General features: G+C 66.7%; 26 protein-coding genes. 9 read left to right on the top strand and 17 right to left on the bottom strand.

Going from position 1 to position 23,790, the window contains the following annotated elements; genetic code table 11:
* Positions 1–4: 4 nt before the first annotated feature.
* The 6 genes from QZ853_RS02335 to QZ853_RS02310 form a co-directional block, all read right to left on the bottom strand.
* The gene (locus QZ853_RS02335; protein ID WP_295570418.1) at positions 5–1,264 is read right to left on the bottom strand and encodes an MFS transporter; all 1,260 of its coding nucleotides are present in this window, start codon (positions 1,262–1,264) and stop codon (positions 5–7) included.
* 78 nt (positions 1,265–1,342) lie between these two features.
* Positions 1,343–2,356, bottom strand: coding sequence for a hypothetical protein (locus QZ853_RS02330; RefSeq protein ID WP_295570416.1), 1,014 nt, complete (start codon positions 2,354–2,356; stop codon positions 1,343–1,345).
* 160 nt (positions 2,357–2,516) lie between these two features.
* A complete protein-coding gene (locus tag QZ853_RS02325; RefSeq protein ID WP_295570414.1) occupies positions 2,517–3,653 on the bottom strand; it encodes a metallophosphoesterase in 1,137 nt (378 codons plus the stop codon).
* Positions 3,654–3,756: 103 nt separating this feature from the next.
* Positions 3,757–5,295: a TerC family protein gene (locus QZ853_RS02320; RefSeq protein ID WP_295570412.1), complete on the bottom strand. Its 1,539-nt coding sequence runs from the start codon at positions 5,293–5,295 to the stop codon at positions 3,757–3,759.
* Positions 5,296–5,338: 43 nt separating this feature from the next.
* Positions 5,339–5,563 (bottom strand): helix-turn-helix transcriptional regulator, encoded by a 225-nt coding sequence (locus tag QZ853_RS02315; RefSeq protein ID WP_295570410.1) that lies wholly within the window; start codon positions 5,561–5,563, stop codon positions 5,339–5,341.
* The gene (locus tag QZ853_RS02310; protein ID WP_295571125.1) at positions 5,563–6,030 is read right to left on the bottom strand and encodes a DUF2975 domain-containing protein; all 468 of its coding nucleotides are present in this window, start codon (positions 6,028–6,030) and stop codon (positions 5,563–5,565) included. Before QZ853_RS02310 ends, QZ853_RS02315 begins: the two co-directional genes overlap by 1 nt.
* Positions 6,031–6,293: 263 nt before the next feature.
* On the opposite strand from QZ853_RS02310, the gene QZ853_RS02305 reads away from it, so the two are divergent.
* The gene (locus tag QZ853_RS02305; RefSeq protein WP_295570409.1) at positions 6,294–7,313 is read left to right on the top strand and encodes a DUF2867 domain-containing protein; all 1,020 of its coding nucleotides are present in this window, start codon (positions 6,294–6,296) and stop codon (positions 7,311–7,313) included.
* A gap of 34 nt (positions 7,314–7,347) precedes the next feature.
* On the opposite strand, the gene QZ853_RS02300 is transcribed toward QZ853_RS02305, so the two are convergent.
* From QZ853_RS02300 to arsH, 5 genes are all read right to left on the bottom strand, one after another.
* On the bottom strand, positions 7,348–7,779 hold the full coding sequence (locus QZ853_RS02300) for a pyridoxamine 5'-phosphate oxidase family protein (RefSeq protein ID WP_295570408.1): 432 nt from the start codon (positions 7,777–7,779) through the stop codon (positions 7,348–7,350).
* A 133-nt stretch (positions 7,780–7,912) separates the two neighbouring features.
* Entirely contained in the window at positions 7,913–8,938 is a 1,026-nt protein-coding gene (locus QZ853_RS02295; protein WP_295570406.1) for an AI-2E family transporter, read from the bottom strand.
* Between the two features lie 138 nt (positions 8,939–9,076).
* Entirely contained in the window at positions 9,077–9,355 is a 279-nt protein-coding gene (locus QZ853_RS02290) for a hypothetical protein (RefSeq protein WP_295570405.1), read from the bottom strand.
* A gap of 6 nt (positions 9,356–9,361) precedes the next feature.
* Complete coding sequence (locus QZ853_RS02285) at positions 9,362–10,414, bottom strand: sensor domain-containing diguanylate cyclase (protein WP_295570403.1); 1,053 nt, start codon at positions 10,412–10,414, stop codon at positions 9,362–9,364.
* A gap of 117 nt (positions 10,415–10,531) precedes the next feature.
* Positions 10,532–11,263, bottom strand: a complete 732-nt coding sequence (gene arsH / locus QZ853_RS02280) for an arsenical resistance protein ArsH (protein WP_295570402.1) — start codon at positions 11,261–11,263, stop codon at positions 10,532–10,534.
* A gap of 17 nt (positions 11,264–11,280) precedes the next feature.
* Here arsH and QZ853_RS02275 point away from each other — a divergent pair, with 17 nt between their 5' ends.
* From QZ853_RS02275 to arsB, 3 genes are read left to right on the top strand one after another with little or no spacing between them, the layout of a single operon-like run.
* Positions 11,281–11,610, top strand: a complete 330-nt coding sequence (locus tag QZ853_RS02275; protein ID WP_295570401.1) for a metalloregulator ArsR/SmtB family transcription factor — start codon at positions 11,281–11,283, stop codon at positions 11,608–11,610.
* A gap of 14 nt (positions 11,611–11,624) precedes the next feature.
* The gene (locus tag QZ853_RS02270) at positions 11,625–12,131 is read left to right on the top strand and encodes an arsenate reductase ArsC (RefSeq protein ID WP_295570400.1); all 507 of its coding nucleotides are present in this window, start codon (positions 11,625–11,627) and stop codon (positions 12,129–12,131) included.
* 14 nt (positions 12,132–12,145) lie between these two features.
* Positions 12,146–13,171: an ACR3 family arsenite efflux transporter gene (gene arsB / locus QZ853_RS02265; protein ID WP_295570399.1), complete on the top strand. Its 1,026-nt coding sequence runs from the start codon at positions 12,146–12,148 to the stop codon at positions 13,169–13,171.
* A gap of 16 nt (positions 13,172–13,187) precedes the next feature.
* Here the strand turns inward: arsB and QZ853_RS02260 are convergent, their stop codons facing one another.
* Positions 13,188–14,195 (bottom strand): LacI family DNA-binding transcriptional regulator, encoded by a 1,008-nt coding sequence (locus tag QZ853_RS02260; RefSeq protein ID WP_295570397.1) that lies wholly within the window; start codon positions 14,193–14,195, stop codon positions 13,188–13,190.
* A gap of 95 nt (positions 14,196–14,290) precedes the next feature.
* Here QZ853_RS02260 and QZ853_RS02255 point away from each other — a divergent pair, with 95 nt between their 5' ends.
* The 5 genes from QZ853_RS02255 to QZ853_RS02235 are packed head-to-tail and all read left to right on the top strand — an operon-like array spanning position 14,291 to position 18,927.
* A complete protein-coding gene (locus tag QZ853_RS02255; protein ID WP_295570395.1) occupies positions 14,291–15,343 on the top strand; it encodes a sugar phosphate isomerase/epimerase family protein in 1,053 nt (350 codons plus the stop codon).
* A 27-nt stretch (positions 15,344–15,370) separates the two neighbouring features.
* Positions 15,371–16,600, top strand: coding sequence for a nucleoside permease (locus QZ853_RS02250; protein WP_295570394.1), 1,230 nt, complete (start codon positions 15,371–15,373; stop codon positions 16,598–16,600).
* On the top strand, positions 16,601–17,725 hold the full coding sequence (locus QZ853_RS02245) for a Gfo/Idh/MocA family oxidoreductase (protein WP_295570392.1): 1,125 nt from the start codon (positions 16,601–16,603) through the stop codon (positions 17,723–17,725).
* 19 nt (positions 17,726–17,744) lie between these two features.
* Positions 17,745–18,611 (top strand): sugar phosphate isomerase/epimerase, encoded by an 867-nt coding sequence (locus QZ853_RS02240; protein WP_295570390.1) that lies wholly within the window; start codon positions 17,745–17,747, stop codon positions 18,609–18,611.
* Between the two features lie 19 nt (positions 18,612–18,630).
* Positions 18,631–18,927 carry a cytochrome c gene (locus QZ853_RS02235; RefSeq protein ID WP_295570389.1) on the top strand — a complete coding sequence of 99 codons (297 nt, stop codon included), beginning with the start codon at positions 18,631–18,633 and terminating at the stop codon, positions 18,925–18,927.
* A gap of 10 nt (positions 18,928–18,937) precedes the next feature.
* Here QZ853_RS02235 and QZ853_RS02230 read toward each other — a convergent pair whose 3' ends face one another.
* The 5 genes from QZ853_RS02230 to QZ853_RS02210 all read right to left on the bottom strand — a co-directional run bounded on the left by QZ853_RS02230 (position 18,938) and on the right by QZ853_RS02210 (position 23,693).
* Positions 18,938–19,696 (bottom strand): DUF1080 domain-containing protein, encoded by a 759-nt coding sequence (locus tag QZ853_RS02230; protein ID WP_295570387.1) that lies wholly within the window; start codon positions 19,694–19,696, stop codon positions 18,938–18,940.
* Complete coding sequence (locus tag QZ853_RS02225; protein WP_295570385.1) at positions 19,696–20,271, bottom strand: gluconate 2-dehydrogenase subunit 3 family protein; 576 nt, start codon at positions 20,269–20,271, stop codon at positions 19,696–19,698. The genes QZ853_RS02230 and QZ853_RS02225 overlap by 1 nt, the downstream gene beginning before the upstream one ends.
* Entirely contained in the window at positions 20,271–21,956 is a 1,686-nt protein-coding gene (locus tag QZ853_RS02220; RefSeq protein ID WP_295570384.1) for a GMC family oxidoreductase, read from the bottom strand. The genes QZ853_RS02225 and QZ853_RS02220 overlap by 1 nt, the downstream gene beginning before the upstream one ends.
* A gap of 27 nt (positions 21,957–21,983) precedes the next feature.
* Positions 21,984–22,880, bottom strand: coding sequence for a TIM barrel protein (locus QZ853_RS02215; protein ID WP_295570382.1), 897 nt, complete (start codon positions 22,878–22,880; stop codon positions 21,984–21,986).
* A 642-nt stretch (positions 22,881–23,522) separates the two neighbouring features.
* Positions 23,523–23,693, bottom strand: a complete 171-nt coding sequence (locus QZ853_RS02210; RefSeq protein WP_295570380.1) for a hypothetical protein — start codon at positions 23,691–23,693, stop codon at positions 23,523–23,525.
* Positions 23,694–23,790: the final 97 nt, after the last annotated feature.

Here is a 23,790-nt window from a genome sequence, read left to right as displayed (position 1 = left end):
TCGCCTAGCGCTTGCCCCTGCCCGGGACCGTCTCGGGCAGGGTCCACAGCACCGGCAGCACCAGCACCGCCACCAGCGCGATCATCGCGCCCGGCGCCGCCGCCCAGCCGCTGCGTTCCACCCACCATTGCGCCAGCCACGGTGTCGCGCCGCCGAATACCGCCGTGGCCATGGTCACCCCCAGTGCCAGCCCGCTCACCCGGCCCTCGCCCGGGAACTGTTCGGCCGTGGCCGGGGCCGCGACCGCGCTCACACCACCCGCCACGCAGGCCAGCAGCACCGCCGCCAGCGCGATGCCCCATGCGGAGGCCTGCGCCATCCACGCGAACAGCGACAGCGGCAGCAGCGCCGCCAGCACGGTCAGGCCCAGCAGCATCGGCCGCCGCCCGAAGCGATCGGATAGCAGTCCGCATAGCGGCGTAATCGCAATGACCGCCACCGCCGCGATCGTCGACAACCACAGCGCATCGCCTTCATCGTGCCCCCGCGCGTGCAGGAACGCCGGTACATAGGTGATGCCCACGTAGTAGGTGATCGAACCAAGTGCGGAGATCGCGAAGGTGCGCGCCACTGCGCCGGGATGGTTGCGCAGAACATGCCGCAGCGGCGTAGCGGGGATGCTGCCCTCGCGGCGCTGGCGCTCGAACTCCGGCGACTCGTGCATGCCCGAGCGTGCGACCAGGATCACCAGTGCCAGTGCGGCGCCGACGAAGAACGGAATCCGCCAGCCCCAGCTGTCCAGCTGCGGCGACGGCAGCAGCGCGACGGTGAGCGCGGAAATCGCCACCGCCAGCAGCGCACCCACCTCACTGGCCGCCGACGCCAGCGAAGTGACCAGGCCGCGACGGCGGGCCGGTGCGCTTTCCAGCAGGTAAGCGACCACGCCGGTGTATTCGCCGCCCACCGAAAAAGCCATCACACAGCGCAGGACCAGAAGCAGCACGCCGGCCGTGGTGCCTGCCGTCGCCGCGGTCGGCAGCAATGCGGTGGCCAGCATCGCCGCGGCCATCAGCGCCATCGAGGCCAGCAGCATCCAGCGCCGGCCGAGTCGATCACCGAGATGGCCGAAGCACAGTGCGCCGAGCGGCCGCATCAGGTAGGAGACGGCGAAGCCCGCCAGCGTGACCAGCATCGCCTGCTCGCCGCCACCGAAGAACACCCGCGACAACACGGTGGCGAAATACAGGTACAGGGTAAAGTCGTACCACTCCACTACCGTGGACAGGCCGGCCACCCACATCGAGCGCTGCCGTGCTGAGGTCATTGCCTGTTCGCCTTCAACAGCGTCGTTCCCGTGGGTGCAACTGCCGGGCAGGGTGGCATGACCGGGGTGAAGTACCGGTCATCGGCCATCCATCGGCTGCATGTACTGGGTTTCATGTCCGGTGAACCGCTCACCGTCAAAGCCGAAGCAGAACCGCCCCTCCTCAAGCGCGCGATAGACAAGCAACGCGCCATCCAGGCAGAACTGCTGCTGGTCCACGCCTGTGTACAGGGTTCCATAGCGGATGGCGTCTCCGCCCTTCTCCGCTGGCCCGGTGAAGGCATCGATCGGCAATGGCGTGGCGCGTCCGGTGCGGGTGTCGACCAGTAGCACCGAGCGCTGGAAGAACTCGGGGCGATCATCGACCTGCACCAGCAGGTAGTGCTTGTCGAAGTTGGGTGTCGCGTTCCTGAGGGCTTCCTCGATGCGCGCCACGTGCTGCGCGTCGCAGAAATCGACCGGGCTGTAGCGATAGCTGCACCCGTCGTGGTCGTAGGGAAGGTTCATGCCGGAATAGCTCACGCCTGCCTGGATGCCCAGGTTGTCTCCCGGTTCCGGCGTGCTGCACAGCAGCCAGGAACGCTGCGCATCCTCGGGATCGGCCATCAGCTTCGCCTCGCGGCCCGCCTCGTAGGCCGCACCCCCCGGGAAATCCTGTCCGAACTGATCGCGGACGATCGAGCGCGCCTTCTCCAGCCGCAGGCCGATCTTCGCCCCACGGAACGAAACGAACGTCATCGTCGGAAGGATCACCTCCTCCACCGGTAATCCCTTCCAGTGCCCCCGCACGCAGAACGTGGCGATCTCGTTCTCTTCGTCCACCCTGCAGGGTTTCGGCGCGTTCGCGGCCAGCCAGGGATGGGCCGGGCGATCGGTCTGAAGGTCGATGTACCAACCGTCCAGCGCACAGGTCGGCAGCGCATCCAACAGCGGGGAGAGGTCGACGCTGGCGGTCGGCATCACCGCCGGTGGGGCTGCAGGCGTGTGTTCGGCCGGTACGTCCGGCGAGCGCTGGCAGGCCAGCAGCAACCCGGCGCTGATCAGCAGCGCGATACGGCATGCGTGCCCGATTGAAGGATGGCGTGCCTGCATTGCGTGCTTCCTTTTCACTCCTGCATCAAGCATGGATGATCGCCGATCAGGGGCTGCAAGGACATCCGATGGGGACTACCCCGGCGCATGGCGCGGATCGGCCGTTCCATCGGCGCGCACCGATGGGCCAGGGCCAGCGCCATATCTGTTCCACCTCGTGCTACGGGGCGGAGCGCAGCGTGATCAGGGTGATCTCGGACGGTACGCCGAGCCGCGCCGGGAAGCCCGCCCACAGACCGGCACCGTTGCTGACATACAAGGTCATGCCATCGACGTCGTAGCGGCCGGAAACATAGCCACCATTGGCCCGCTTCACCAGCTGGTCCATGCCGATGATCTGCCCGCCGTGGGTATGTCCGGACAACTGCAGCTTCACACCACGCGCAGCGGCCTCACGCGCATTGCGTGGGCGATGATCGAGCAGGATCACCGGTGCGGACGGATCGGCACCGGCCAGTGCAGCCTGGAGATCCGGCAGCGGCAGGCCATAGCGCGCCGCCACCGGGTCGGTCACCCCGGCGATGATCAGCGCGGCATCGCCGCGGCGTACCTGCAGGTGGCTGTTTTCCAGCACCTGCATGTGCAGCGCGCGGAACGCCTGCATCCAGTGCTGGTACTGCGCGTAGTACTCGTGGTTGCCGGTGATGGCGATGACACCGTCCGGCGCATGCAGATCCGCCAAGGGGCGCGCGTCATCGCGACGGGCTTCGACGCTGCCATCGATCAGATCGCCGGTGATAACAATCAGGTCCGGCGTCAGTGCGTTGCTCTCCTCCACCACCTTGCGCACCCAGTCGCCGGTCAGCAGGCGACTGGCGTGGATGTCGGTCAACTGCAGCACGCGATAGCCGTCAAATGCAGCAGGCAGCCCGGCGATGCTCACCTCGATCTGCCGGGGCTTGGGAACCGCCATGCCCTGGCTGACGCCGTAACCACTGACCAGCAGGGCCAGCATGCCGGCCGCCGGTCGCAGACTCCGCGTGCGCAGTGCGGCTACCGCACGTGGCCAGCGCAGCAGGCGCGAAGCGAGCAGGCCCACATCCAGCGCCAGCATCAGCAACGCCAACAGCAACACCGCCGTGGAGCCGGTCGCCAGCGTGGCGATGGCCAGTTTCGGAATCTCGGGCGAGGCCATCGTGCCCCAGAAGGTGGCAACGATGCGCAGCTGCACGCCCACGCCCACCAGCAGCAGCGACAGCACGACCTTCAGCCAGGTGGGCATGCGCAGCGGCCAGAACAGGCGCCAGGCCACATACAGGCCCATCAACAAACCGATCGTACTCAGCACTGCGACCATCCAGGAAAGAAAGCGGGCCCTCCATGGTGACGACTGCCAGCCGTGTTGTGTAGAGCCGAGCCCATGCTCGGCTGCTCGGGAAGCCGTCGAGCAGGGCTCGACGCTACAGATTGCCCAGCCGTTCCACCCGCAGGCGGGCGATGCGGCGCTTTTCCATCGCCAGCACGGTGATGCGTACATCCGCGATCTCCACCGCGTCACCAACGTCGGGCAGGCGCCCCAACTGCTCCAGCACCAGGCCGGAGATGGTCATGTAGTCGGCACTGCGCGGCAGCGATATACCGGCCAGCCGCTGCAGGTCATCCAAGGTCAGCGCACCGTCGGCCTCCCAGCGGCCCTCGCCCTGCGCCACCACGCCGTAGCGTTCGTCCTGGGTGTCGACCAGGTCGCCGGCGATCGCCGCCAGCAGATCGTTGGCGGTGACCAGGCCTTCCACGCTGCCGTACTCGTCCACGGCCACCGCCAGCGGCACCGGGTGCTGGCGGATCAGTTCCAGCGCCTGCAGTGCGCTGGCGCTGGACAGCACATACTGCGGCTCGCGCAGGTTGCCTTCCAGTTGCAGCGGTTTGCCCTGCAGCAGATCGGCCAACAGGTCACGGCTCTGGACCACGCCGCGCAGCTTGTCCAGGTCGCCCTCGCCCACCAGCAGACGTGTATGCGGCGATGCCACCAAGCGTGCCACCACGTCGTCCTGGCCGCGCGCCAGATCGATCCACTGCACGTCGGCGCGCACGGTCATCACGCTCGACACCGGGCGGTCGGCCAGTCCCAGCACGCTGCGGATCATCTCGTGCTCGGCCGGCTGCAGCCGTTCTTCGGCATCGGCGTGTGCGTCCTCGCCGTCGTCATCGTGGCCGTTGGCCGGGCGTGCCCCCAGCATGCGCAGCACTGCATCGGCGGTGCGCTGGCGGAACGGCTGGCGGCGCTCGTTGCGCTCGCGGTTGAAGCGCACCCACTGGTTGAAGGCTTCGACCAGGATCGAGAATGCGATGGCCGCGTACAGATAGCCCTTCGGGATCTTGTAGCCCAGGCCCTCGGCCACCAGGCTGAAACCGATCATCAGCAGGAAGCCCAGGCACAGCACCACCACCGTGGGATGCTTGTTGACGAAGCGGGTCAGCGGCTTGCTGGCCATCAGCATCAGCGCCATCGCGATGGTCACCGCGGCGTACATCACGCCCAGGTTGTCGACCATGCCGACCGCGGTGATCACCGAGTCCAGCGAGAACACCGCGTCGAGCACCACGATCTGCGCCACCACCATCGCGAAGCTGGCATAGACCTTCTTGCCGTCTTCATGGTGCTCGCGGCCTTCCAGCCGCTCGTGCAGTTCCATCGTTCCCTTGAACAGCAGGAACAGGCCGCCGCCCAGCAGGATCAGGTCACGGCCGGAGAAGCTGTGTTCGAGCAACGTGACCAGCGGCTCGGTCAGTTTCATGATCCAGGCCAGCGCCGCCAGCAGCACCAGCCGCATCAGCAACGCCAGGGTCAGGCCGATCACGCGCGCGCGGTCGCGCTGGTGCGGTGGCAGCTTGTCGGCCAGGATCGCGATGAACACCAGGTTGTCGATGCCGAGAACGATCTCCAGCACGACCAGGGTTGCAAGGCCCATCCATATCGAGGGGTCAGCCAACCATTCCATTTCAGTTCCGTTTCGTCAGTAGTTAAGGAAAGAAAGCTCGCATTCAGTCGCCATCCTGCGGCTGCGTCGGGTCATGCCCGAGCAGGTCGCCCGGCGTGCACTGCAGCTCGCGGCAGATCGCATCGAGGGTGGAAAAGCGGATGGCGCGCGCCTTGCCGGTCTTCAGGATCGACAGGTTGGCCAAGGTGATGTCGATGCGCCCGGCCAGCTCGGACAGGGTCATGCCCCGTTCCTGCAGGATGCGGTCGAGCGTGATGACGATCGCCATCAGATGACACCGTCGAGGTCATCACGCATGGCCGCACCGGCGGCGAACACGCGCGCCAGCACGAACAGCATCAGCACGGCGATCAGGCCAGTGATGGACATGCCGCCGCCGACTTCCATCCAGGCGAAATCCGGGCCCATCCAGGACGCGTACATGCCGATGATGATCGACAGCACTTCCATCGCCAGCATCAGCCACGCCATGCGCTGCAGGCGCTTCGCATTGGCATGGGTGAACGGGCGAGCGCCTGCGGCCGAGCGCAGCAGGCGCGACAGGTGCCGCAGGAACACGAGGCACAGCACCAGCAGGGCGACGATGCTGCCCAGGCCGATGCAGAAATGCAGGAACAGATCGCTGCCGTGGACGGCCGCGGCGTGCGCGTCATGCACGCTGTCCAGCAGCCAGCGACGATCGTAGGCCACGAGGGGAACGGCCAGCAGCGCGGCCAGGATGCCCAGCCAGCACATTGCCCGTACGGCCTGCACGGCGGCCTGGGCCAGGGTGAACAGGCCTCGCGCGGGTTCGGCGCGGGCGGGACGAGCGGTCAAGCGGCCTCCGGCGTGGGGCGGTCTCGCCGCCCGGGATGAATTTATCGATAAACGATATATCACATCCGGACGCGGTGGATGAATCGCACGCGTCGGCTGCGCTGCCGCCAGCACGGGCAGCAGCAGGCCAGCCATCAACCAGGGCGCATCAAGTCCCCTGCCCGCTGACAAGGAGCGCGACGATGCCTGGTTCGACCCGCAGCAGCCGTTCGTTTCCAGGTGTCCAACTGCCCGCACAGGACGGCGCCGGCCCCATCGACATCACCCTCATCGCCCAGTTCGGCATCGGTGCCGATGCGCAGCTGGCCACCGACCCGGCCGCCTTCCTGCGCAGGCTTCGGCGCATCCGCATTCCGCCGGACTGCCTGTTCGCCGTGCGCTCCGGTGGAGGCACCTGGCACCCGTTCGCCTCCAGCCATGCCGCCCCCCCTGCCCTGTTCGCGCTGTCGTGCCCCAGCAATGAACTGGCCGGGGCCATGAGCGAGAGCACCCGCGCGCAGGTGCAGGCCGACAGTGCCGACATCCCCAACCTGACCGAAGTGCTGCCGGAGCCGCATTGGCCGAGTGCGGCGATGCTGGCCACCGCGCCCATGCTGCAACGGTCACTGCAGGCCGCACCGCCCAGCCTGTGCGTGCGGCCGTGTGCACAGACCCGTTCACTGCTGGGCCCGCTGCGGCGGATCAACCTGCGGCCGTTGCGCGGGTTCGTCGAACGCAGCACGCCGCACTGCCCGGTGCACAGCGACCGTCCCGACGCGCAGGGCCTGCTGGCCGAGATGCTGGACGGTTTCCTGCGCAATCGCCTGGTCGCACCGTTGCGCCTGCGGACCTCGCCGCTGGGCTGCCCGGTGTCGTCGCTGCTGTCCACCGACCGCAACCGCTTGTTCGCCGGCCGTTTCCCGGTGCTGGACGCGCGCGTCGACGGGCAGGACCGCAATGCCGAAGTGCCGCTCGGTGCCGACGACCGCCACCTGCGCGTCCGCAGCAGCGTGCGCGTGCAGCTCGGCGACGACGGCAGCGTGCAGGTCAGCCTGGGCTCGCGCGTGCAAACCCACAACCGCTTCGGCCGCCTGTACATGGCGATGATCGATGCCGTACACCGCTACTGCATCGCCCCGGCGCTGCTGCAGCGTGGGGTGGAACATGCACTGGCGCCGGAGCTGGCCGACAGGGTGGAAGACGGCCTGCCTGCGGCGGGCTGAAGCGCCGGGCATGGCCCGGCGCCAGCGCAGGCATTCAGACCGTCAGTTCGCCATGGTCCTCGCCATCCCAATACTGGATGCGCTGTGCGTGCACGTGGATCAGCACCAGTCCCGGCGTATCCACGCCCTGCTCGAACCAGCGTTCCAGCTCATCGACCCAGTGTTCAGCCAGCACCGCGCGTTCACGGATGATCTCTGCCCGGCCCCGGACATGGACGAACAGTGGTGGCTTGCCCAGCAGCGACTTGCTGCCGGTGAAGCCCAGCGCAACCTTCGGGTCGGCCTCGATCTGCCGCACCATGTCGGCGCTTTCCAGCGCGAAGAACCAGCTGTCGCCGTCGTAGTCCACGTCGCCGTTGTTGCTCATCGGCCGGCCGTCGATCTCGCCGGCCGCGTGGGTCTGCAGCATCGCAAAATCGATGCCGGCCATCTTCTTCGCCAGTTCGGGGAGGGTCAGTGTGGTCATGCGCGTAATCCGTGCGGAAAAGTAGAGCAAGCGTCTTCCGTCCACGGTGACCAGCGCGTGCAGTGGTGATGGCGCCGCCTTCACGCCCGCACCGGGCATGGCCCGGCGCCACTGCGGGGCGATCAGGCCGGGCTCAGATCCAGCGCTGGTCCACCAGTTCGCGCTTCACGTAGGCGTAGAACACCGGCGCCGCCACCAGGCCGGGAAGGCCGAAGGCCGCCTCCATCACCAGCATGGCCAGCAGCAGCTCCCAGGCACGGGCCTGGATCTCGCCGCCAACGATGCGCGCGTTGAGGAAGTATTCCAGCTTGTGGATCACGATCAGGTACAGCAGCGCGGCCACCGCCACGTAGAACGAGACCGACAGCGCGACGATGGTGATGATGGTGTTGGAGATGATGTTGCCGACCACCGGCAGCAGGCCGGCGATGAAGGTGATCAGCACCAGCGTCTTCGACAACGGCAGGTGCACGCCGAACAGCGGCAGCACGCCCAGCAGGAAGATCGCCGTGAACACGGTGTTGAGCAGCGAGATCTTCACCTGCGCGAACACCACCTGGCGGAACGCGGTGGCCAGGCGGCTGGTACGGCCGATCAGCTCCTGCGCCAGCGGTCCCATCTGTGGCAGCGGCAGTTCGTCATACAGCGCGATCATCGCGCCCAGCACCATGCCGATCAGCACCCGTACGCCAATCTGCACCGCCGAGGTGCCGGCCACGCCCAGCTGGCGCTGGTGCTCTGCCGCCCAGTCGTTCAGCGCCACGCGCAGCGCCGGCATGTCCTCGGGAATATACGGCTGCAGCAGCGCCGGCACCTGATGGCGCGAGCTGTTGAGGATGTCCATCAGGTGCCCGAGCAGCGCATCCGGGCCACCGGTCTCGGTGCGGAAGAACGAGGCGACGCCAATGCCGGCCATCACCAGCGCACTGATGATCACCGCCGACAGCACGATGACCGCGACCGCCCGCGCACGTCCGGGCGGCAGCCTGCCTTCCACGGTGGAGGCCAGCACGTGGGTCAGCTGGAACACCAGCAGGCCTGACAACAAGGTCACCACCAGCCCCAGTTTCAGCGCCAGCCACATGCCCAGCAGCATCATCAACCAGGCCGCGATCCTCGCAGTGGGGGGCTTGGGCTGGGCAACGAGGGCGTCTTGCATGGGGGCACGTCCGGGCGGGGTGGCCCATGGTAGAGGATTGGTGGCGACGATTCCGCGTGCTGGATGAACGGCTGTTGCGCCCTGATTACAGCGGCGGTGGTCCATCGCGCAGCGGACCCCCACCGTGCCCGGATCACATCAGACCCGGTCCAATGCCAGGTACCGCGCCGTACGCACGATCGCCTCACGTTCGCCAAAGCTGGCCAGTTCATCAGCGATGCGCCCGCTGTCACCGGTCAGCGCAATCTCCTGCAAGGTGCGCTGCATGGCCCGGATCGCGGCCCGTTGCAGATCCGAGGGGATGATCACCAGGCGGTAGTCGAGTTCGGCCAGGCGCTGCACCGGCACCACCGGCGTTGCACTGGAACGGGGCATGCCGATCACCGCGCTGCTGCTGGCCTGTTCCAGGGAAGCCACGCAGATTCACTCGCCGTAGCTGGCGGTGTTCTTGCCCTGCCGCTTTGCGTGGTACAGCGCGCGGTCGGCCTGCGCCAGCCAGTCTTCCACGCTGCCACCGCGCGGCGTCGAGGCAATGCCGATGCTCACGCTGAACTCGATGCCCGGTGTGGCTTGGCGGGCAGCCTCGAGCAGGTGCAGGCGCACCCGTTCGGCCACATGCATCGCGTCCACTGGCGCACAGTCGTGCAGCAGCACCACGAACTCGTCACCGCCGAGGCGGGCCGGTGTATCGCCGGGCCGGGCGAAGGTGCGCAGGGTTGAGGCGATTTGCCGCAGCACCTCGTCGCCGGCGCGGTGCCCGTGCGAATCATTGATGTGCTTGAAGTCATCCACATCGAGCATCAGCAGGCAGGCGAAGCCGCCATGGCCCTGCGCCTTGTCCAGCGCCTGCTGTGCGCGCAGGATCAGAAAACCGCGGTTGGCCAGGTCGACCAGCGGGTCCATCCGGCTCAGGCGCTGCAACTGGCGGTTCTGCGTTTTCACCCGCCGTGCCAGCTGCCAGCTGAGGATGCTCAGCCCGATGCCGTAGACGAACAGGAACGGCATGCTGAGCACGATCGTGCGCTGCGAGGACACCGGCTGATACGGGAACCCGAGCGCCCACCAGGTGAGCGCGAACCCCAGCAGCAGCGCCAGGGTTGCGCGCACTGCCAGTCGTACGCCACCGGCGGCGATCTTGTCGGCCACCAGCAACGCCGCGAACAGCGCGCTGGTCACGGCGCTCAGGCCTATGAAAGCAATCCAGCCACCGCCGAACAAGGAGTCAGCCACCATGCAGCGGAACTGGACCACGGCAGGCTGGCGCGAGCGCTGGGTCAGCAGCAGTGCCAGCGCCGGCCACGCCAGTGCATTGAGCAGCAGCAGGATCCAGGGCAGCGCGCCATCGTGGCGCTCGAGCATGATCGAGATGATGGGAACGGCGCCCAACCCGTTGCCGACGAAGCGCATCCAGCCGATACGACGCGCCGCGCCGATGCCTTCGCCCGCGACCTCTGTCGGGTCATTCAGAAATGGCATTGCCGCCCCCCTTGCACGATCACACCTTCTTCTACGCCCCGCGCCGTAACCCTCTGCGGCCAGTCTGACAGCTTTCAGTCTGTCCGGGACCAGCCTGGTGGCGCTCGCAGGCACCGGTCATCGCGCCACCACTGCGCCCGACGCCCTGGCGAGCGCGGCTGCCTCCTGATCGCCCTTGCGTTCGCTGTAGCGATCGACCAGATAGTCCGACCGACCGCGCGTGAGCAGGGTGAATTTCACCAGCTCCTCCATTACGTCCACGACACGGTCGTAGAACGGTGATGGCCTCATCCTCCCGTCGTCATCGAACTCCTGCCAGGCCTTGGCCACCGACGACTGGTTGGGGATGGCCAGCATGCGCATCCAGCGCCCCAGCACGCGCAGGGTATTGACCGTATTGAAGGACTGCGAGCCGCCGCATACCTGCATGACCGCCAGCGTCTTGCCCTGGGTGGGGCGCACGCTGCCGTCTTCCAGCGGCAGCCAGTCGATCTGGTTCTTGAACACGCCGGTGACCGTACCGTGCCGCTCCGGGCTGACCCACACATGCCCCTCCGCCCATTGCGACCATTCGCGCAGGCGCTGCACTTCAGGGTGCAGCTTGTCGCTGCTGTCGAGCATCGGCAGCCCATGCGGGTCGAACACCCGCGTCTCGCAGCCCAGGTGGCGCAGCAGTTGTTCGGCCTCCAGGGCCAGCTTTCGACTGAACGACTGCGGCCGAAGCGAGCCGTAGAGCAACAGAATCCGCGGCGGCTGGTCGTCCGCGGTTGCCAGCAGGGCGCGATCAGGCGGGGGCAGCGCGGCGCCGATCAGGTTCGGCAACGGGGTACTTGAGATCGGATTGTTCATTCGATTATTCTAGAAATATGGAAACGAAGAATGCAATCGCCGCCCTGACTGCGCTCGGCCATGCCACCCGGCTGGCCGCCTTCCGCCTGCTGGTCGAGGCCGGGCCCGCCGGGCGCATGGCCGGCGACATCGCCTCGCTCCTGCAGGTGCCACCGGCCACCCTGAGTTTTCACCTGAAGGAACTGCTCCAGGCTGGCCTGGTGGAAAGCGAGAACCAGGGCCGCAACGTGTGCTACCGCGCCAACTTCAGCGCCATGACCGGCCTGATCGACTACCTCACCCACAACTGCTGCGCCGGCTCTGCGGCACCGGGCTGCACTCCCGGCGTCACCCGCCGTGCCTGCTGATCGGAGACCGTTCTGTGAGCAAGCAACGCGTACTGTTCCTGTGCACTGGTAATTCCGCGCGCAGTGTCCTTGCCGAAGCCACCCTGCGGGCGTGGGCCGGCCACCGTTTCGAGGTGTTCAGTGCTGGCAGCCAACCCACTGGCCAGATCAATCCGTTCGCGATCACGCAGCTGCAGTCCGACGGCATCGCCACCGCCGGACTGCGCAGCAAGTCCTGGGATGAATTCGCCAACGCTGCGCCCATGCACCTGGTGATCACCGTCTGCGATGCCGCAGCGGCGGAGACCTGCCCCGTGGTGTTCGGCGATTTCCTGCGCACGCACTGGGGCCTGCCGGATCCGGCCGCGATCGAAGGCAGCACCGCCGACAAGGCTCGGGCGTTTGCGCGAGCCCACGCAATCGTGAAAGCGCGACTGCTCGCCCTGCTGGCGTTGCCGGCCGCTACCTGGAACGACCGCGATGCGCTGAAACACGCGCTTGACCGGATTGGTTTCGTCCAGCCCGCAGACCAGAACACTTGAGCAGCGCCGCTCCAATGGGACACTTCGAACGCCACCTGACCCTGTGGGTCGCGCTGTGCATCGTGGCGGGCACCGCGCTGGGCCACTTCCTGCCCACGGTGTTTGCGACGCTGGCCCGTGCCGAAATGGCCAAGGTCAACCTGCCGATGGCCGTGCTGATCTGGCTGATGATCATCCCGATGCTGCTGAAGGTCGACTTCGGCGCGATGCGCCAGGTTGGCCAGCACTGGAAGGGCATCGGCGTGACGCTGTTCATCAACTGGGCGGTCAAACCGTTCTCGATGGCGTTGCTGGGCTGGCTGTTCCTGCGTCATGTCTTTGCCGGGTGGATGCCGCCCGGCCAGGCCGACGGCTACATCGCCGGCCTGATCCTGCTGGCAGCGGCACCGTGCACGGCGATGGTGTTCGTGTGGAGCAACCTGTGCCGCGGCGATGCAAACTTCACGCTGAGCCAGGTGGCGCTGAACGATGCGATCATGGTGGTGGCGTATGCGCCGGTGGTGGCACTGCTGCTGGGCCTGTCGGCGATCAGCGTGCCGTGGAATACGCTGATCCTGTCGGTGGGCCTGTACATCATCGTTCCGGTGGTCGTGGCGGTGATGATCCGGCATTGGCTGCTGGCGCGCTCCGGCGAGGCCGGCCTGCAGCGCGTGCTGCGCAGGCTCTCCCCGCTGTCACTGGCCGCGCTGCTGTTGACCCTGCTGCTGTTGTTCGGTTTCCAGGGCCATCAGATCGTGCAGCAGCCACGGATCATCGCCCTGATCGCGGTGCCGATCCTGATCCAGGTGTACTTCAATGCGGGGCTGGCCTACCTGTTGAACCGACGCCTGGGCGTTGCCCATTGCGTAGCCGGCCCCTCTGCATTGATCGGCGCCAGCAACTTCTTCGAGCTGGCCGTGGCAACCGCGATCGGCCTGTTTGGCGTGCACTCCGGCGCGGCGCTTGCCACCGTGGTCGGCGTACTGATCGAAGTGCCAGTGATGCTGTCGGTAGTCCGCTTCGTCAACGCGTCGCAAGGCTGGTACGAACGCAGACGATGATCGCGCCGCGCCGCCCTCACCCGCGCCGCGGCGCCGCCGTCGAGCCCCGCTCCATCAAGCTGAACTCCAGCGTCTGCTGAAGCGGCACGTCGACATGATCGATGATGGAGAGCAACAGGTTGACCGCGCGCTCACCGATCTCGCGCATCGGTTGCCGGATGGTGGTCAACGGTGGCGTGAGGTAACGCGATGACGCCAGGTCATCGAAACCGACGATGGACAGGTCATCCGGCACGCAGATGCCCAGCTCACGGCAGGCCGCCAGCGCCCCCAGCGCCATCTGGTCGCTGAAGCAGAACACGGCGGTCGGTGCCGCCCCATCGGCCAGAAGTGCCACCGTTGCGGCGTGCCCGGCTTCCACCGAGAAATCGCCAGGCACCACGCTCAGCTGGCGCAGGCGGCCACGCGCCCTGCCGGCGGCCCGCACCCCTTGCAGGCGCTGCTGGTGCAGCGGATTGTCGGGCGGCCCGCCGACCACGGCGATGCGTTCGTGGCCCAGGGCGTACAGATGCTCCATGACCGCGCGCGCGGCGGCGGCATTGTCGATATGCACACTGGGCAGGCCCAGCGCGGGGTCGAACTCGCATCCGTTGACCACCGGCGCGGCGGCCCCCCTCTGCTGGACAATCTCGCGCGCCGTCGGTGGCAGCCGGTGGCCGAGCACGATCATGCCGTCGGCCTCGTTGCGCCGGAGCATCTGCGCGTAGCGCTCCTCGCGGTCGGGCTGGTCCTGGGTATCGCCCAGCAGCACCGCATAGCCGACCGCCTGCGCGGCGTCTTCGGCACCCTGCAGGATCTGCGCGAAGAACGGGTTGGCGATATCCGGCACGGTGACCAGGATCTTGCCGCTGCGCTGGGTCTTCAGCGTGCGGGCGACCGTGTTGGGCACATAGCCCAGTGCGGCGGCGGCCTGTTCGATGCGGGTGCGCGTGGCCGGCAGCACCTTGTCCGGCCTCGAAAGCGCGCGCGACACCGTGCCGGCGGAGACGCCGACATGCTTTGCAATGTCGTAGATGGTGGCCATGGCGTTAGTTCTCCTGTCCGCTGTGCAGTGCACAACAGGTCCTGCGTGCGCCCCTGCTAGGATAATGCAATCGATTGCATCGAGGGCGAATCACGTTGAAGACGCTCAAGGGTCCAGCGCTGTTCCTGGCGCAGTTCATCGGCGACACAGCTCCTTTTGATCGGCTGGACACGCTGGCCGGCTGGGCCGCGGGCCTGGGCTATTCTGGCGTACAAGTGCCGACCAGCGCGCCCCACCTTTTCGACCTGGCCGAGGCCGCACGCAGCCCGGCCTACTGTGACGACATCGCCGGCATGCTGGCTGGCCATGGCCTGCAGATCACCGAACTGTCCACCCACCTGCAGGGGCAGCTGGTCGCGGTCCATCCCGCCTATGACAGCCTGTTCGACGGATTCGCACCGCCGGACATGCGTGGCAACCCGGCCGCACGCCAGGCCTGGGCGGTCGAACAGCTGCTGCTGGCGGCCAAGGCCAGCCAGCACCTCGGGCTGACCGCACATGCCACCTTCTCCGGCGCGTTGGCGTGGCCCTACTTCTATCCCTGGCCGCAGCGCCCGCCTGGCCTGGTCGAGCAAGCCTTCGCCGAACTCGGCCGCCGCTGGCGCCCGATCCTGGATGCGTTCGACGCCTGCGGCGTGGACCTGTGCTTCGAGATCCACCCCGGCGAGGACCTGCACGACGGCGCGACCTTCGAGCGCTTCCTCGATGTAGTCGACCACCATCCGCGCGCCAAGATCCTGTACGACCCCAGCCACCTGCTGCTGCAACAGATGGACTACCTGGGCTTCATCGACCGCTATCACGCGCGCATAGGCATTTTCCATGTCAAGGATGCCGAGTACCGCGCCAGCGCGCGCAGCGGCGTGTATGCCGGCTACCAGGACTGGATCGATCGCCCTGGGCGGTTCCGCTCGCTCGGCGACGGCCAGATCGACTTCAAGTCGATCTTCTCGAAGTTCGCGCAATACGATTTCCCGGGCTGGGCGGTGCTGGAGTGGGAGTGCTGCCTGAAACATCCGGAAGACGGCGCACGCGAGGGCGCGACCTTCATCCGCGACCACATCATCCGGGTGACCGAGCGTGCCTTCGACGATTTCGCCGACAGCGGTACCGACGCCGCATCACTGCACCGCATGCTGGGACTCTGAGCCGATACTGCCCTGGGAGGGCAAGCCATGACGCACGCGATGTCGCGCTTGGGCGCGATGATGTTTCTGCAGTTCTTCATCTGGGGCGCCTGGTTCGTGACCCTGGGTACCTACCTGGTGCAGGGGCCGCTGCAGGCCAGCGCGAGCCAGGTCGCAACGGCCTTCCTCAGCCAGTCCATCGGCGCCATCGTCGCGCCCTTCCTGGTCGGCCTGATCGCCGACCGCTACTTCGCCGCGCAGCGCATCCTGGCGGTGCTGCACCTGGCCGGCGCGGTGCTGCTGTGGCTGGCCTCCACAGCGGGCAGCTTCAGCACGTTCTCCGCCTGCGTGATGGCCTACATGCTGCTGTTCATGCCGACGCTGGCGCTGGCCAACAGCGTGGCGATGCGGCACATGCAATCGCCTGAGAAGCAGTTCCCGCTGGTGCGCGTGGCTGGCAGCGTCGGCTGGATCGTGGCCGGCGTGCTGATCGGCTGGCTGGGCTGGGAACAGGCGCATCGGCTCGAACTCACCTTCAAGATGGCGGCGGTGGCGTCACTGGTGCTGGGGCTGTACGCGTTCACCCTGCCGCACACGCCGCCGCTGGCGCAGCAGCGCGACGCCAAGCTCGGGCGGATCCTAGGGCTGGATTCGCTGCGGCTGCTGAAGTCGCGCTCGTACCTGGTGTTCTTCCTCGCCTCCATCGCCATCTGCATTCCGCTGGCGTTCTACTACAACTTCACCAACCCCTACCTCAACGATCTGGGCGTCCGCGGCGCTGCCGGCCTGCAGTCGCTGGGCCAGGTGTCCGAAGTGCTGCTGATGCTGGCGATGCCGTTCCTGTTCGTGCGGCTGGGGGTGAAGACCATGCTGGCGGTCGGCATGGGCGCGTGGGTGCTGCGCTATGCCCTGTTCGCCTTCGGCGATGCCGGCAGCGGCTTCTCGCTGCTGGTGATCGGCATCGTGCTGCACGGCATCTGCTACGACTTCTTCTTCGTCACCGGCCAGATCTACACCGACGCGCACGCGGGTCCCGACGCGCGCAGCAGCGCCCAGGGCTTCATCACCCTGGCCACGTATGGCGTGGGCATGCTGATCGGTACCTTCCTGTCCGGCGCGGTGGTGGAACACTTCACCACCGCGGCGGGGCCGGACTGGCAACAGATCTGGCTGTTCCCGGCCGGCGTCGCCCTGCTCGTGCTGATCGCGTTCCTGTTGCTGTTCCGCGACCGCCCGCAGGCCGCCACCGCGCCGTCCGCGTCGCGGGGGATCCCGTAGATGGCTGCGCTTGGAATCGCCATCGTCGGCACCGGGATGATCGGTGCGGTGCATCGTCGCGCGGCACTGCTGGCCGGTGCGCAGATCCGCGGCGTGGCCGCCTCATCCGCGCAGCGCGCACAGGAGGTGGCGCAGTCCTGGAATGTCGCGCGCGCCTATCGGGACATCGAGGAGCTCGTGTCCGATCCACAGGTGCAGGTGGTGCATGTCTGCACGCCCAATCATCTGCACCGGCCGATGGCACAGGCCGCACTCGAAGCCGGCAAGCACGTGATCTGCGAGAAGCCGCTGGCCACCACGCTGGAGGACGCCGAGGCCCTGGCTGCGCTAGCCGCCTCGCGCAGCCTTGTGGCCACCGTACCCTTCGTCTACCGCTACCACCCGGTGCTGCGCGAGGCGCGTGCACGCATCGCGCTGGGTGAGCTGGGGCCGCTGCACCTGATCCACGGCAGCTATCTGCAGGATTGGCTGCTGGACCCGGCCAGCAACAACTGGCGCGTGGACCCGGCCCTGGGCGGCACGTCGCGCGTGTTCGCCGACATCGGCTCGCACTGGTGCGACCTGGTGGAATGGATCAGCGGCGAGCGTTTCGCCGAGGTCAGTGCGGTATTCGCCACCGTGATCGCCGAGCGCGGCACCGGCAGCGCGCAGAGCTTCAGCACGCCCACGGCAGCCAGCGCGATGCAGGCCGTCGCCAGCGAGGACGTTGCGGCGGCGATGTTCCGCACCGGCGCCGGCACGCTGGCCTCGCTGACCGTCAGCCAGGTCTCGGCAGGCCGGCACAATCGCCTCTGGTTCGAGATCGACGGCGCCCGCGCCAGCGTGGCCTTCAACCAGGAAGACGCCGAACGGCTGTGGATCGGCCGGCCCGACCAGCGCGAGGACGTCTTCGTGCGTGGTCCCGGTGCGGGCAGTGCCGAACAACGCCGGCTATCGGTGCTGCCGGCCGGGCACGCACAGGGCTACGGGTACTGCTTCGAGGCGTTTGTCGCCGACAGCTATCGCGCGATCGACGACGAGCGACCCGAGGGCCTGCCCACCTTCACCGACGGCGTGCGCTCGGCACGCATCGTCGACCGCGTCATCGCATCGGCCAGGACCCGCGCCTGGACCACCATCGGTTGAACTCCTTGAGGAACGCATGATGAAGACCCCAGTTCGCAGAATGACGGCCTTGGCACTGTTGTTGCTCGCGGCCCTGCCCGCCTTTGCCGGAGGCGCCCTTGCGCCGCAGAAGCCAATCGCGGTGCAGATGTACTCGCTGCGCAATGCTGGATCGCTCGAGCAGCAGTTGAAGATCGTCCACGACGCCGGCGTGCACGCGGTGGAAACGGTGGGCACGCAGGGCGTCAGCGCCAGCGAACTCAAGCAGCTGCTGGACCGGTATTCGATCCGTGCGATCTCGTCGCACGTGGCGCTGGCCGAGCTGCGCAAAGACCTGGATGGCGTGGTGGCGTTCAACCGCTCGATCGGCAACACCACGCTGGTGGTGCCTTACCTGGATGCGAAGGACAGGCCGACCGATGCGGCGGGCTGGACCGCACTGGGCCAGGAGCTGGGCCGGCTGTCGAGGCAGGTGCGCGCAAAGGGCATGCGCCTGGCCTACCACAATCACGACTTCGAACTGGTCGACATCGACGGAAAGACCGGCCTGGAACTGCTGTTCGCCGCTGCCGGGCCCGACCTGCAGACCGAGCTGGACCTGGCCTGGGTCGCGCGCGCCGGCCACGACCCGGCGTTGATGCTCGGCAAGTTCCGCGGCCGCCTGTTCGCGGTACATGCCAAGGACAACGCCGCGACGGGCCAGGCCGAAGACGAAGGCGGATTCGCCGCCGTCGGCCAGGGCGTACTGGACTGGAATGCGATCCTCCCGGCTGCGGCCGCTGCGGGCGTGCACTGGTACATCCTCGAACACGACCAGCCGCGCGATCCGGCCAAGGTGATCCAGACCGGCGCCGACTACCTGCGCGGACACCTGACCGTCAGCCTGCCCGCCACCGCACAGCCCTAGCCCGCAAAGGAGCCCTTTCTTGAAGACGATGCTGAAACTGGCCGTGATGGCCTATGGCGCGACGCTGGCGACCAGCGCGTGGTGCAAGGATGATCCCGCCGCCGGCGCCAAGCTCTACAGCGCGAACTGCACCGCCTGCCATGGTGCCGACCGTGCCGGCATGCCGGGCGCGTTCCCGGCGCTGACCGACATCGGCAAGCGACTGGATGCGGCAGAGATCAAGGACAAGATCCGCAAGGGCGGCGGCCTGATGCCGCCCTTTCCCCAGCTTTCGCAGCAGGAGATCGACGACATCGCCAGTTACCTGGCGAAGTAGTCGCGCGGCGTTACAGCTCGCGCACCCAGATGTTGCGGTAGCTGACCTTGGAGTCATGCTCCTGCAGATAGAGCGGCGCGCACGCGTGAGGCGCATACGACGGCGCACCGATGTACTCCGTCTTCCCCGCCAGCACGGTGTCATCCTGCACGAGCACGCCGTTGTGCAGCACGGTGATGCGCGCGGGCGAGGCCAGGCCGCCGCCCTGCGAGAAGCGCGGCGCCTTCCAGATGATGTCGTAGACCTGCCACTGGCCCGGTGCGCGCGAGGCGTTCACCTGTGGCATGGCCTGCTTGTAGATCGAGCCAGCCTGGCCATTGGCGTAGGTCGGATTGTTGTAGCTGTCGAGCACCTGCAACTCATACAGCTCCTGCAGGAAGATGCCGCTGTTGCCGCGGTTCTGGCCGTCGAAGCCCTGGGTTTCGACCGGTGTGCGCCACTCGACGTGCAACTGGATATCGCAGAAACGCTGCCGGGTACGGATGCCCTTGCTGCCGGGCACCACGGTCATGGCGCCGTCGGCGACGGTCCACGGCACGCGCCCCCCCTGCTCCGCCTCCCACGCGGAGGCATCCTTGCCATCGAACAGCACGATCGCATCGGAGGGTGCCGCATCTGGCGGCGTCGCCACAACCGCCGGCACCGGCGTCCACACCTCGGTCTTCTTCGGATCGCGCGCGGGGTCGAGGCTGGCCTGCGCGAACGCGGGAGCCACGGCCAGCGCAGCGGCTGCGATCAGCAGTGGCGTGATCATCCTGTTGTACTCCATCAGCCGGTCCCCCACGCAGGCGTACCGGGGGTGTAGGCCAGATCCCCGTCGTAGCGGCCCGGCACCGCAACATAACGCAGCACCTCGGTCGCGCCGACCTTTGAAGTGAAGAAGCCGAAGATGGCCAGCTGCTTGAGCATCGTGAAGTAATGCGGCACGGCGTCGCCGTCCTCGGCGGTGCCGGTCTCGGTCACCTCAACACGATGCGCCTTCGCCTCCGCATCCAGGGCGCGCAGCAGCTCGGTGCGGGCCTGCGGCGCGAGCGATGCGAAGCGACCACCGGCACGCGTCTCGACAGCCACCAGGCCGGTGCGGAATGCCGCCTGCTGCCGGGCGGTGTAGCAGTCGGTGACGAAGGTCGCCATGAATGCGCCGACGCCGGCGTCTTTCGCACCCGGCGTGGTGGTGCGCGGCAGGATGGTCTCGGCAATGTCGTCCAGCAAGACGATATCGGCGTCGGAGAATGCAGGCATCGCGGCAGCCGCGGGCGCCTTGCCCTCCACCAGTGCCGGCAACCCGACCATGGCCGCGCCGGTGGCGGCCACGATCATCTTCAACAGTTCGCGACGATCCATCACAGGTTCCCCGCTTTCAGTTCGCGCACGGCGTGATCAGCAGCGCGCGCCGTCAGTGCCATGTAGGTCAACGAAGGATTCACGCAGGCGCTGGAGGTCATGCAGGCACCGTCGGTGACGTAGACGTTGGGTGCATCCCAGACCTGGTTGTGTGCGTTCAATACGGAACTCCTGCGGTCACGCCCCATCCGCGCGGTTCCCATTTCGTGGATGCCCTTGCCCGGCGCGTAATCGTTGTCGTGCATCTTCACGTCCTTGACACCGGCCGCCTCCAGCATCTCGGCTGCGTCGGCGGCCATGTCCTTGCGCATGGCCAGTTCGTTGGCGCGCATGGCAACGTCCATCGCCAGCACCGGCAACCCCCACTTGTCCTTGCGTTCGCGGTCCAGGCGGATGGTGTTGTCGTGGTGCGGCAGCATCTCGCCGAAACCGGTCATGCCGATCCGCCAATCACCGGGCACGGTCAACGCCTCCTTCAGGTCGGCACCGATGTTCAGCTCGGCGATCTCGCGTGACCAACCGGTGCGGCTGGCGCCACCCTGATAACCGAAGCCGCGCAGGTAGCCACGCTTGTCGGCCGCGACGTTGCGGAACCGCGGAATGTAGAAGCCGCAGGGACGGCGGCCGAAGTAGTACTTGTCCTCAAAGCCCTCGACCCGGCCCGAGGCTCCCGCACCGAAATGATGGTCCATCACGTTGTGCCCAAGCTCGCCGGACGAGGAGCCCAGCCCGCCGTCCCAGACGTCGGTGGCCGAGTTCATCAGCAGCCACGTCGAGTTGAACGACGACGCGTTGAGGAAGATCACCTTGGCCGTGTACTGGTAGGTCTGTCCGGTTTCCGCGTCGATGACCTCCACGCCGCGCGCACGCTTGCGATCCTTGTCGTACAGCACTTCCTTGACGATCGAGAACGGCCGCAGGGTCAGGTTGCCGGTCTTCATCGCTGCCGGCAGCGTCGCCGCCTGCGTCGAGAAATAGGCGCCGAAGGGGCAGCCGAGGATGCACTTGTTGCGGTACTGGCAGTTGACGCGGCCCTGCTCGGGCATCGGCTTGGTGATGTTGGCCGTACGCGAGTGGATCATGTGCCGCGTTCCGCCGAAGGCTTTCTTGATACGTGCGGCCACATCCTTCTCGACGATGTTCAACGGGATCGGCGGCAGGAACTCGCCGTCCGGCAGTACGTCCAGTCCCTCGCGCGTGCCGGCGATGCCGGCAAACTTCTCGACATGGTCGTACCACGGCGCGATGTCGGCATAGCGGATCGGCCAGTCGGTGGCGATGCCGTCCTTGAGGTTCGCCTCGAAGTCCAGGTCGGAGAAACGATAGCTCTGCCGGCCCCACATCAGCGAGCGACCGCCCACGTGGTAGCCGCGGAACCAGTCGAACCGCTTGGTCTCGATATAGGGCGATTCCTGTTCGTTGGCCCACATGCCTTCCAGGTTCTCGGCCAGGCCGTAGTCACGCATCAGCACCGGGAAGTCGGCCTTCATCGCCTGCGTCGGCCGATTGCGATGCGGGAAATCCCACGCCTCCTTCATCGCATTGACGTAGTCCTTGACGTGCTCGATGTTGCGCCCGCGTTCCAGCATCAGGACCTTCAGGCCCTTCTCGGTCAGCTCCTTTGCCGCCCAACCGCCACTGATTCCCGAACCAACAACGATGGCGTCGTAGTGATTGTCTGCCATGGGTATTTCACCTGGGTGGATATCGTTTCAGACGTCGCAGAGGCGGATCGCCTCGCGCAGCGAGCCGACGGGATCGGGCGCAGCAGGCATGAACTCCTGCGCCAGATACCCATCGAAACCGGTGTCGCGGATCGCGCGACAGATGGCCGGATAATTGAGTTCCTGCTGGTCACCGATCTCGTGCCGGCCCGGCACACCTGCGGTGTGGTAGTGCTTGAAGAACGCGTGATGCCTGCCGATGGTGGCGATGATGTCACCCTCCATGATCTGCATGTGATAGATGTCGTAGAGCAGGCCGAAGTGGTCCGATCCCAGCCGCTGGCACAGCTCCACGCCCCAGGCCGAGTGGTCGCACAGGTAGTCGCGATGATCGACCCTGGAGTTCAGCAGCTCCATCACCAGCACAACGCCGCGTTTCTCGGCGTGCCCGAGGATGCGCTTGAGACCGGCCGCGGCATTGGCAATGCCCTCCTGCGGGTCCATGCCGTTGCGGTTGCCCGAGAAGCAGATCAGGTTGCGATAGCCTGCGTCGGCGACCAGATCGATGTGCCGCGTGTAACGCGCCACCAGCTCATCGTGGAACTCGCGACCGGCAAAGCCCTTGGTCAGGCCCAGCTCCGCACCGTTGCACATCGAGCTGTCCACGCCATGGGCCTTCAACGTGGGCCAGTCCTCGGGGCCGACCAGATCGATGGCGGCGAAGCCGAGGGACTTCACCGTCTGGCAGAGCTGGGCGACCGACAACTTCGGGAAGGTCCAGCGCGCGACGGAATGCTTCAGGTGGCCCTTCAGCGGTGCGTCGGCGGCGAACGCGGGTGCAACGCCCCCTGTTGCCAGCGCCAGGCTGCCGGCGACCGCCATGCGCAGCGCATCACGCCGCGTGAGCCCCGGCGCAGGCGCCAGTTCGATGGAATGGATCGACATCCACTTCCCGGCCTCCCAACCGGCATCAAACGCAACGATTCAAAGCAATGCAATCGATTGCACCTTAGGGGAGGCCGTTGTGCGTTTGCAAGTTGCGGTGCATGAAAACCGATGCTGCGAGGCACAACGATCCGCCTCACTCCCTGACCTTGGCCAGTACCCCATGGCGCCCAAGACGCCCCACAGAGCCAGCACACTGCCGCGCAGCGCGTAGTTTGCTGCACCAATGCGTGTTCACCGGGCCTTGCTTCCGCGGGTTGGAGACTCGGAACCCGGAGGCGATCACACAGGAGCGCTTCGCCGGCGCGTTCCAGCGCCCCCATCTCTTTCAGCAGCGTTGGTCGCGGACATGCCTGTGCCACGTGCAGCCCTTATCGCAGCCGCACACGTGCATGCAGAGGATGGTGGCAGAGAGAAGCCATGCACGGCGCAGCACGTTCTGACAAGGGAGCATCCCTGGTCAGTGGCTTATCCGAAGACGTCACGGAAAGGCCTTATCCGACGATTTAAGAATTGTCTTATTACATCGAGACGGGTGGCTGATTATTGTCACACCTGTACATTCCCATGAATTGGCAATGGCTGCGAAAGTTTATCCTGCGCACCAGCAAATTGAGCGATCGGACCCACACTGGCAAGTAATCAGGTGCGCGCTTTGAGGCGAGGCCTTGATGCTTTCATTGCGAAATCGGAAATGCAGAACAGCGCGCAGTCTCGGCGGATTCCACCATGATCGCCATGCAACGTAGCAGCAGACTGTGCGCGCGGATTGCGGCGACTGTTTACCTGCAAGCCCTGCTTCAGCGAGTACATGCAATGTGATTTCCAGTTGCGTGACGCAGACAGGCGCTCCTGCTGCATCCAATCACGGCATTTCCCCTGCAGATCAAAAACACGCTTCCGGCGTGGA

The organism is uncultured Stenotrophomonas sp., from assembly GCF_913778665.1.
GTDB lineage: Bacteria > Pseudomonadota > Gammaproteobacteria > Xanthomonadales > Xanthomonadaceae > Stenotrophomonas.
The sequence above is the reverse complement of the archived record's forward strand: the minus strand, read 5'-3'. Positions and strand labels throughout refer to the sequence as shown.

Excerpts from the sequence above, each read along its gene's own strand:
- QZ853_RS02335 (WP_295570418.1), bottom strand. The coding sequence starts at position 1,264 with ATGACCTCAGCACGGCAGCGCTCGATGTGGGTGGCCGGCCTGTCCACG.
- QZ853_RS02330 (WP_295570416.1), bottom strand. The coding sequence starts at position 2,356 with ATGCAGGCACGCCATCCTTCAATCGGGCACGCATGCCGTATCGCGCTG.
- QZ853_RS02325 (WP_295570414.1), bottom strand. The coding sequence starts at position 3,653 with ATGGTCGCAGTGCTGAGTACGATCGGTTTGTTGATGGGCCTGTATGTG.
- QZ853_RS02320 (WP_295570412.1), bottom strand. The coding sequence starts at position 5,295 with ATGGAATGGTTGGCTGACCCCTCGATATGGATGGGCCTTGCAACCCTG.
- QZ853_RS02315 (WP_295570410.1), bottom strand. The coding sequence starts at position 5,563 with ATGGCGATCGTCATCACGCTCGACCGCATCCTGCAGGAACGGGGCATG.
- QZ853_RS02310 (WP_295571125.1), bottom strand. The coding sequence starts at position 6,030 with ATGTGCTGGCTGGGCATCCTGGCCGCGCTGCTGGCCGTTCCCCTCGTG.
- QZ853_RS02305 (WP_295570409.1), top strand. The coding sequence starts at position 6,294 with ATGCCTGGTTCGACCCGCAGCAGCCGTTCGTTTCCAGGTGTCCAACTG.
- QZ853_RS02300 (WP_295570408.1), bottom strand. The coding sequence starts at position 7,779 with ATGACCACACTGACCCTCCCCGAACTGGCGAAGAAGATGGCCGGCATC.
- QZ853_RS02295 (WP_295570406.1), bottom strand. The coding sequence starts at position 8,938 with ATGCAAGACGCCCTCGTTGCCCAGCCCAAGCCCCCCACTGCGAGGATC.
- QZ853_RS02285 (WP_295570403.1), bottom strand. The coding sequence starts at position 10,414 with ATGCCATTTCTGAATGACCCGACAGAGGTCGCGGGCGAAGGCATCGGC.
- arsH (WP_295570402.1), bottom strand. The coding sequence starts at position 11,263 with ATGAACAATCCGATCTCAAGTACCCCGTTGCCGAACCTGATCGGCGCC.
- QZ853_RS02275 (WP_295570401.1), top strand. The coding sequence starts at position 11,281 with ATGGAAACGAAGAATGCAATCGCCGCCCTGACTGCGCTCGGCCATGCC.
- arsB (WP_295570399.1), top strand. The coding sequence starts at position 12,146 with ATGGGACACTTCGAACGCCACCTGACCCTGTGGGTCGCGCTGTGCATC.
- QZ853_RS02260 (WP_295570397.1), bottom strand. The coding sequence starts at position 14,195 with ATGGCCACCATCTACGACATTGCAAAGCATGTCGGCGTCTCCGCCGGC.
- QZ853_RS02250 (WP_295570394.1), top strand. The coding sequence starts at position 15,371 with ATGACGCACGCGATGTCGCGCTTGGGCGCGATGATGTTTCTGCAGTTC.
- QZ853_RS02245 (WP_295570392.1), top strand. The coding sequence starts at position 16,601 with ATGGCTGCGCTTGGAATCGCCATCGTCGGCACCGGGATGATCGGTGCG.
- QZ853_RS02240 (WP_295570390.1), top strand. The coding sequence starts at position 17,745 with ATGAAGACCCCAGTTCGCAGAATGACGGCCTTGGCACTGTTGTTGCTC.
- QZ853_RS02230 (WP_295570387.1), bottom strand. The coding sequence starts at position 19,696 with ATGGAGTACAACAGGATGATCACGCCACTGCTGATCGCAGCCGCTGCG.
- QZ853_RS02225 (WP_295570385.1), bottom strand. The coding sequence starts at position 20,271 with ATGGATCGTCGCGAACTGTTGAAGATGATCGTGGCCGCCACCGGCGCG.
- QZ853_RS02220 (WP_295570384.1), bottom strand. The coding sequence starts at position 21,956 with ATGGCAGACAATCACTACGACGCCATCGTTGTTGGTTCGGGAATCAGT.
- QZ853_RS02215 (WP_295570382.1), bottom strand. The coding sequence starts at position 22,880 with ATGTCGATCCATTCCATCGAACTGGCGCCTGCGCCGGGGCTCACGCGG.
- QZ853_RS02210 (WP_295570380.1), bottom strand. The coding sequence starts at position 23,693 with ATGTACTCGCTGAAGCAGGGCTTGCAGGTAAACAGTCGCCGCAATCCG.